Annotated in this window: 8 protein-coding genes; 7 read left to right on the forward strand and 1 reads right to left on the reverse strand. The window is 71.2% G+C overall.

Going from position 1 to position 7854, the window contains the following annotated elements:
- The 6 genes from FF041_RS04960 to FF041_RS04985 all read left to right on the forward strand — a co-directional run.
- On the forward strand, nt 1-204 hold a 204-nt coding region (locus tag FF041_RS04960), incomplete at its 5' end, for a hypothetical protein (protein WP_153521195.1).
- A 10-nt stretch (nt 205-214) separates the two neighbouring features.
- Nucleotides 215-412 (forward strand): hypothetical protein, encoded by a 198-nt coding sequence (locus FF041_RS04965; RefSeq protein ID WP_153521191.1) that lies wholly within the window; start codon nt 215-217, stop codon nt 410-412.
- Nucleotides 413-649: 237 nt separating this feature from the next.
- The gene (gene tatA, locus FF041_RS04970) at nt 650-937 is read left to right on the forward strand and encodes a Sec-independent protein translocase subunit TatA (RefSeq protein WP_323371762.1); all 288 of its coding nucleotides are present in this window, start codon (nt 650-652) and stop codon (nt 935-937) included.
- Nucleotides 938-1042: 105 nt separating this feature from the next.
- A complete protein-coding gene (gene tatC, locus FF041_RS04975; protein WP_153483936.1) occupies nt 1043-1942 on the forward strand; it encodes a twin-arginine translocase subunit TatC in 900 nt (299 codons plus the stop codon).
- 81 nt (nt 1943-2023) lie between these two features.
- On the forward strand, nt 2024-2959 hold the full coding sequence (locus FF041_RS04980; protein WP_153521192.1) for a diacylglycerol kinase: 936 nt from the start codon (nt 2024-2026) through the stop codon (nt 2957-2959).
- 159 nt (nt 2960-3118) lie between these two features.
- On the forward strand, nt 3119-5947 hold the full coding sequence (locus tag FF041_RS04985) for a DEAD/DEAH box helicase (protein ID WP_153521196.1): 2829 nt from the start codon (nt 3119-3121) through the stop codon (nt 5945-5947).
- Nucleotides 5948-6065: 118 nt separating this feature from the next.
- Here the strand turns inward: FF041_RS04985 and FF041_RS04990 are convergent, their stop codons facing one another.
- Nucleotides 6066-7022: a hypothetical protein gene (locus FF041_RS04990; protein WP_153521193.1), complete on the reverse strand. Its 957-nt coding sequence runs from the start codon at nt 7020-7022 to the stop codon at nt 6066-6068.
- Between the two features lie 104 nt (nt 7023-7126).
- On the opposite strand from FF041_RS04990, the gene FF041_RS04995 reads away from it, so the two are divergent.
- Entirely contained in the window at nt 7127-7843 is a 717-nt protein-coding gene (locus FF041_RS04995) for a MerR family transcriptional regulator (RefSeq protein WP_153521194.1), read from the forward strand.
- Nucleotides 7844-7854: the final 11 nt, after the last annotated feature.

Raw genomic sequence — 7854 nt, forward strand, 5'->3', positions numbered from 1 at the left:
CCCGACTGCCGCGCCCGCTTCGAGCTGTCCGCCGAGGCGCTGCGGCTGGCGATCGGCGCGAGCCGCCGTACCACCTTCTACTCCTTCACCTGCCCCGAGTGCGGCTCGTCCGTCCGCAAGCCGGCCGGGGAGCGGATCGTCGAGCTGCTGACCGGCGGCGGGGTGCGCACCCTGCGGCTCACCCCCGGTCCGGGAACGGTCTAGGCTCTTCCGCATGTTCTGGCCCATGCTCGCCATCGCCCTCGGCTTCTTCGGGATTGCGGTCCTCGGCGTCCTCGGTATCCGGGTGTTCGTCGAGGCGCAGCGGCTGGGCCGGGAGGTCGCCCGTACCACCGAGCGGATCAACCGCGCCGCCGATGATCTGGAGCGGGCGGCGGCCGGACTGGCCCGCAGCGGCGACAGCCTGCGCTGACGGCGTTCCGTGTGGCCGATGCAATCGGTGCCCGTTGCACCCTGATGCGCGGACGTGGCGGACGGTACGCTGAGGGCGGCGGCATCGGCGCGGGGGCGTCGGCCGTCGACGGGAGTACGCAAAGGGATTGCCCCGCGTTTACCCATGAGAGTTACGATCGCATCTGGTCGTGGCATCGGATCCGTCCGCCACGACCTCAGCTCAGCCCATGCCGCCTCGGTGAGAAGGTAGACCAGAATTATGCGACAGATCGGTCCGATGGAGATCACTCTCATCCTCCTCGTCGTCGTTCTCCTCTTCGGGGCCAAGAAGCTTCCCGACATGGCCCGTTCGCTCGGCAAGTCGGCGCGCATCCTCAAGAGCGAGGCACGCCAGATGAAGTCCGAGGGCCAGCCCGCCGCCGCGCCCGCCGAGCCGAAGGACCCCGAGCCGGGCCAGCCGGCTCCCCGCACGATCCAGGCCGCGCCCGGCGATGTGCAGAGCGGCCGTCCCGTGGCCCAGCCCACCGACTCCGCCCAGCGCTGACCCCCAAGGCCGTCTCCTGACAGGGCGGTCTGCCGCATGAGATGAGGACGTGGGTTGCTGAAGCCTGCCCGCTCGAAGAACAAGGCGAAGGACCCCGAGGGGCGGATGCCGCTCGCCGAGCATCTGCGTGAGCTGCGCAATCGGCTCGCCAAGGCGATGCTGGCGATCGTCGTCATGTCGATCATCGCGGCGTTCTACAGCCAGCAGCTGATGGATTTCCTCGCCTCCCCCGTCCCGGCGTGCAAGCCCGGCCAGTCCAACAGCGGCGGCGACTGCGCCGTCGTCGTCTTCAACCGGCTGCTCTCGCCTTTCACGACCACCGTCAAGGTGACGCTGCTCGCCGGATTCATCCTCTCCTGCCCCGTCTGGCTGTATCAGCTGTGGGCGTTCATCGCCCCCGGTCTCCACAAGGGCGAGAAGAAGTACACGTACTACTTCGTCGCCGCGGCCGTCCCGCTCTTCCTGGCCGGCGCGTACCTCGCGTATCTGGTCATGCCCCTCAGCTTCAAGGTGCTGATCAGCATCACCCCCGAGGCCGCGGGCAACCAGCTCCAGCTGGACGACGTCCTCGACTTCTCCGTCCGCATGGTGACGGTCTTCGGCCTGGCCTTCGAACTGCCGCTGGTCCTGATCATGCTGAACGCGCTCGGCGTGGTCACCGGCAAGCAGATGGCCGGCTGGTGGCGGGGCGTGGTCATGGGCATCTTCGTCTTCGGCGCGGTCGCGACGCCCAGCACGGACCCGGTCGGCATGATCGCCCTCTCCGGGCCGATCATCGTCCTCTACTTCATGGCCGTGGGCGTCTCGATCCTCAACGACCGGCGCCGGCTGCGCCGCGACCCCGACGCCGGTCTCGACGACGACGAGGCGTCCCGGCTGGACCTCGGCCCGGACGACATCGGCGCCGAGGCGGTCGCGGCCTCCGGCGGGCTGCCCGAGCAGGGCGGCGGCGCGGCCGACGGCGGCCGTTCGCACCGGGTCAACGGATACGACGACATCACCTGAGCCGAGCAGTGGTGCCGAGGGGGCGGCGGGGATTCCCGTCCGCCCCCTCGGCCATCCCCCCGGTGCAGTAACGTCGCGCGAATGACCAGTGAGATCACTCTCTTCGTCAACCCCACCGCCGGACGCGGCCGGGGCGCGAGCGCGGCGCAGCCCGCCGCCCGCGCCCTGCGCGACGCTGGATTCTCCGTGCGCACCGTCCTCGGCGAGGACTCCCATGACGCGCTGCGCAGGGCCCGGGACGCCGTGGGCGGCGGCACCGGAGCGCTGATCGCGGTCGGCGGCGACGGGCTGGTCTCCCTGGCGCTCCAGGCCGTCGCCGGAACCCGCACCCCGCTCGGGGTGATCGCGGTCGGCACCGGCAACGACTTCGCCCGCTCCCTCGCCCTGCCGGTACGGGACCCGGCGCGCGCCGCGCGACTGGCCGCCCGGGCGCTCAAGGAGGGATCGGCGCGGGAGATCGATCTGGGGCGGGTGGGGGAGCGGTGGTTCGGCACCATCCTCGCGTCCGGCTTCGACTCCCGGGTGACCGACCGGGGCAACCGCATGCGATGGCCGGTGGGGCGGTTCCGCTACGACCTGGCGATGCTCGCCGAACTGGCGGCGCTGCGGCCCATCCCGTACCGGATCGCCCTGGACGGCGGGCCGGTGCGGGAGATCGAGGCCACCCTGGTCGCCGTGGGGAACGGGCCCGTCTACGGCGGCGGGATGCGGATGTGCGCGGGGGCTGCGATGGACGACGGGCTGTTCGACGTGACCGTGGTCGCCGGCTGTGACCGCACCACCCTGCTCAGGGTGTTCCCGAAGCTCTACCGGGGGACGCATCTGAGCCGCCCCGAGGTCACCGTGGACCGGGCGCGCTCCATCGCCCTCGAAGCGGCCGGGCTCACCGCGTACGCCGACGGGGAGCCGCTGGGGCCGCTGCCGCTGACGGCGGAGAGCGTGCCGGGCGCGGTACGGGTGCTCGGGGCGGGCGGCGGGGCGCTGGGGCGGGGGCCGGTGGGGGCCCGGGGCGATTGAGCCCGGGGCGGGGCCGGCGGGTGCCTGGGGGGATTGAGCTGCGGCGCTGCGCGGGGACGGTGGGTGCCTGGGCGATTGAGCCCGCGGCGGGGCCGGCGGGTGCCCTGGTGATTAAGCCCGCGCTGACTGTCGTACCTCTTGGGTAGGCTCGTGAGCAAGATGACCGAGGATCTCTCTCCCGCAGAGCGCTACGCCGCCGCCCGCATCCGCGCAGCGGAGGAAGCCACCGCGCTGACCCCCTTCCGCGAGATGTACGAATTCGATCTGGATCCCTTCCAGATCGAGGCATGTCAGGCCCTGGAAGCCGGCAGGGGCGTGCTCGTCGCCGCGCCCACCGGCTCAGGGAAGACCATCGTGGGCGAGTTCGCCGTCCACCTCGCCCTCCAGCAGGGCCGCAAATGTTTCTACACCACGCCCATCAAGGCGCTCTCCAACCAGAAGTACACCGACCTCGCCAAGCGCTACGGCGCGGACAAGGTCGGTCTGCTCACCGGTGACAACAGCGTCAACTCCGATGCTCCGGTGGTCGTGATGACCACCGAGGTGCTGCGGAACATGCTGTATGCGGGCTCGCAGTCGCTGCTCGGCCTCGGCCATGTGGTCATGGACGAGGTGCACTATCTCTCCGACCGGTTCCGCGGCGCCGTCTGGGAGGAAGTGATCATTCACCTCCCCGAGTCGGTGACGCTGGTGTCGCTGTCGGCGACCGTCTCCAACGCGGAGGAGTTCGGCGACTGGCTGGACACCGTGCGCGGTGACACCGCGGTGATCGTCTCCGAGGAGCGGCCCGTGCCGCTCTGGCAGCATGTGATGGCCGGACGCCGGATGTACGACCTCTTCGAGGAGGAGAGCGACCACGGCGGGCGCGGCACCGGCCGGCGCGAGGTCAACCCCGATCTCGTACGGCTGGCGCGGATGGAGAATCAGCGCGGCTACAACCCCCGGGACCGGCGGCGCGGCAAAATGGTCCGCGAGGCCGACCGCGAGCGTGAGCGGCGGCAGCGCGGCAGGATCTGGACGCCGGGCCGGCCCGAGGTCATCGACCGGCTCGACGCCGAGGGGCTGCTGCCCGCGATCACCTTCATCTTCAGCCGGGCGGGGTGCGAGGCCGCCGTACAGCAGTGCCTGTACGCGGGCCTGCGGCTCAACGACGACGAGGCGCGCACCCGGGTCCGCGAGATCGTGGAGGAGCGGACCTCCGCCATCCCCACCGAGGATCTGCACGTCCTCGGCTACTACGAGTGGCTTGAGGGCCTGGAGCGCGGTATCGCCGCGCATCACGCGGGGATGCTGCCGACCTTCAAGGAGGTCGTGGAGGAGCTGTTCGTCCGCGGGCTCGTCAAGGCCGTGTTCGCCACCGAGACCCTCGCCCTCGGCATCAACATGCCCGCGCGGTCGGTCGTCCTGGAGAAGCTCGTCAAGTGGAACGGCGAGCAGCACGCGGACATCACCCCGGGGGAGTACACCCAGCTCACCGGGCGGGCCGGGCGGCGCGGCATCGATATCGAGGGCCATGCGGTGGTGCTGTGGCAGCGGGCCATGGACCCGGCGGCGCTCGCGGGGCTGGCCGGGACCCGGACCTATCCGCTGCGCTCCAGCTTCAAGCCGTCGTACAACATGGCGGTCAATCTCGTGCAGCAGTTCGGGCGGCATCGCTCGCGTGAGCTGCTGGAGACGTCCTTCGCGCAGTTCCAGGCGGACCGGTCGGTCGTCGGCATCTCCCGCCAGGTCCAGAAGAACGAGGAGGGTCTCGACGGCTACCGCGAGGGCATGACCTGTCATCTCGGCGATTTCGAGGAGTACGCGCGGCTGCGCCGCGAGCTCAAGGACCGGGAGACCGATCTGGCCAAGCAGGGTGCGGCCCAGCGCAGGGCGGCTGCGGCGGTCTCGCTGGAGCGGCTGAAGCCCGGGGACGTCATCCACGTCCCGACCGGCAAGTTCGCCGGGCTGGCGCTGGTCCTGGATCCGGGGATTCCGGCGGGGCGGACCAACGGCCACCGCGGGTTCGAGCAGCACGACGGGCCCAGGCCGCTGGTGCTGACCGCCGAGCGGCAGGTCAAGCGGCTGGCGTCGATCGACTTCCCGGTGCCGGTGGAGGTGCTGGAGCGGATGCGCGTCCCCAAGTCGTTCAATCCGCGCTCCCCGCAGTCACGGCGTGATCTGGCGTCGGCGCTCCGCACCAAGGCGGGCCATATCGTCCCCGACCGGCACCGCAAGCCGCGTGCCGCCGCCGCCGACGACCGCGAGATCGCCCGGCTCCGGGCCGAGCTGCGGGCGCATCCGTGCCATGGCTGCGCGGAGCGGGAGGACCATGCCCGGTGGGCGGAGCGGTACCACCGGCTCCAGCGCGACACCCGGCAGCTGGAGCGGCGTATCGAGGGGCGTACGAACACGATCGCCCGCACCTTCGACCGGATCGTGGCGCTCCTGACGGAGCTGGACTATCTCCGCGGCGACGAGGTCACCGAGCACGGCCGCCGGCTAGCCCGGCTCTACGGCGAGCTGGATCTGCTGGCGAGCGAGTGTCTGCGCGAGGGGGTCTGGGAGGGGCTGACTCCGGCCGAGCTCGCGGCATGCGTCTCGGCGCTGGTGTACGAGGCACGTCAGTCGGACGACGCGGTCGCTCCGAAGGTCCCCGGCGGGAAGGCGAAGACGGCGCTCGGCGAGATGGTCCGCATCTGGGGCCGGCTGGACGCCCTGGAGGAGGACTTCAAGATCAACCAGGCGGAGGGCGTGGGCCAGCGGGAGCCGGACCTCGGTTTCGCCTGGGCGGCGTACCAGTGGGCGTCGGACAAGAGCCTGGACGAGGTGCTGCGCGAGGCGGAGATGCCCGCGGGGGACTTCGTCCGCTGGTCGAAGCAGGTGATCGATGTGCTGGGCCAGATCGCGGCTGCGGCCCCGTCCGACTCCGGCACGGTCTCCCGCAACGCGCGCCGTGCGGTGGAAGCGCTGCTGCGCGGTGTGGTGGCCTACAGCTCGGTCGGCTGACCCGCCGCGCGTCGGGGTGTCCGTGCCGCCCTCGACGCCGCTCACTCGATCGGGTGAAAAAGTCGAGCGGGTCCCGGGGTGGGGCCCGCTCGACTTTTTCATGGGACTTGGCCTATGCCTAAGACACGAGTTCCCGTTCGGGGTCCTTGCGGGGTACGGGGAGCGGGCGCAGGGCGAGGCGGGCGGACAGGGCGGTCCCGGCGAGGATCGCGGCGAGGGCGGCCAGTGTCGCGCCGTCCGGCCGGGTCAGGGGCTGGCCGCGGAGCGCCTGCCAGGTGACCAGGGCGACCAGGGCGGCGTAGGCGGCCGATGCGGTGAGCACCAGCCGGAGCCGTACGCGCTCGTCGCGCAGCCGGGGCAGTCGCGGGGCGAGCAGCAGCAGCGCGAGAACCAGAAGCGGCAGCAGCTGGAGGGCGTGCATCCCGAGGAAGTGGGGGATGCGCAGATCGCCGCCGGTGGTGGACCAGCCGGTCAGCGGCATCGAGGGGCCGCCGTCCGGTACGCCGACCGCGTGCGCGCCCAGGGTCGTGGCCGTTCCGGCCCGGTCGGCCGCTGCCTGCTCGGAGGTGGGCAGCGTCATCAGGAAGCCGAGCGCCGCGCCGGTCAGCGCGATCACCGAGCCGAGCTTCAGCGCCCAGGCGGAGGCTCGGTCGGGCAGGTCGGCGCGGAACAGCAGAAGCGCGATCACCAGGCTCGCGGTCCACAGGACGACGACGGTGGCGCCCATGACATTGTACAGCGCCGCGTCGAATGCGGTCTCCACATTGAAGTGGCTGCGTCTGCCCCGGACGGTCTGGCCGATGATGACGGCCATCTCGATCAGCATGGTGACCGTGACGGTGGCGCCGGCCCACCAGCCGAGCCGCCGTGCGCGGGTGGCCAGGGAGAGCATCCAGGCCAGCGACAGCCCGTAGAGCGTGAACGAGAGCGAGAACTTGAAGGGTTTGGACCAGACGGGCGAGCCGGTCAGGACTCGGTCGTCGAAGGCCAGACCGAGAGCGGAGATCACCGTCAGAGCGGCCATCAGCGCGCTGACGGCGAGAAGTGGTCGATGCCAGGAACGCCAGAAAGGCATAGGAGTACCCCGTCGGGTTATGGATAGTGGCACTACCCGCTATCCGTTAGTGCCACTATCTATGATGGGGATCGGCACAGCAAGTACGGAGAGGTGAAAAGGCCTTGCGCATTGGCGAGTTGAGTCGCAGGACCGGGGTTCCGGTGCCGACGATCAAGTACTACGTACGGGAGGGGCTGCTGCCCGCCGGGCTGCTGACCAGCCCGAATCAGGCGACTTACGGCGAGGCGCACGAGCGCAGACTGCGGCTGATCCGCGCGCTGCTCGACGTGGGGGGGCTGAAGGTGGCCGCGATCGGGGAGGTCCTCGCGGCCGTGGACGACCCGGATAAATCGGTGCACAAGGTGCTGGGCGTCGCCACCGATCTGCTGGTGCCGCGCTATGCGGAAGGCGAGCAGGATGCCGCGCCGGACGACGCTCCGGACGCCGTGCTGGAGGCGGCGCGTGAGCGGGTCGGCGAACTGATCGAACGGCGCGGCTGGCGGATCGGCGACGACTGCCCGGGCCGCAAGGCGCTGGCCGTCACGCTGGCGACGCTGGAGGGGGTGGGGCACGGGGAGTTCGCCGAGGTGCTGGACGCCTACGCCGACGCCGCCGAGTCGCTGGCCCTCGCCGACCTGGACTATGTCGCGACCCGCAAGGGGCGCGACGGGCTGGTGGAGCGGGCGGTCATCGGCACGGTCCTCGGGAACGCGCTGATCTCCGCGCTACGGCATCTCACCCACGTGGACCGGTCCGCACGGCTCTACGAGAGCGGTGAGCTGCACCGGGACGCGTCGGCGGCCGGCGCGGGGCCGGGGGCGGGGGCGGCTCCGGAGTAGGCGGGGTGCGG

It is taken from the genome of Streptomyces jumonjinensis (assembly GCF_009600885.1).
Classification (GTDB): domain Bacteria; phylum Actinomycetota; class Actinomycetes; order Streptomycetales; family Streptomycetaceae; genus Streptomyces; species Streptomyces jumonjinensis.

What these genes read in the sequence shown, in the direction of transcription:
- tatC (WP_153483936.1), top strand. Translation starts at nt 1,043, where the DNA reads ATGCCGCTCGCCGAGCATCTGCGTGAGCTGCGCAATCGGCTCGCCAAG.
- FF041_RS04990 (WP_153521193.1), bottom strand. Translation starts at nt 7,022, where the DNA reads ATGCCTTTCTGGCGTTCCTGGCATCGACCACTTCTCGCCGTCAGCGCG.
- FF041_RS04965 (WP_153521191.1), top strand. Translation starts at nt 215, where the DNA reads ATGTTCTGGCCCATGCTCGCCATCGCCCTCGGCTTCTTCGGGATTGCG.
- FF041_RS04980 (WP_153521192.1), top strand. Translation starts at nt 2,024, where the DNA reads ATGACCAGTGAGATCACTCTCTTCGTCAACCCCACCGCCGGACGCGGC.
- FF041_RS04985 (WP_153521196.1), top strand. Translation starts at nt 3,119, where the DNA reads ATGACCGAGGATCTCTCTCCCGCAGAGCGCTACGCCGCCGCCCGCATC.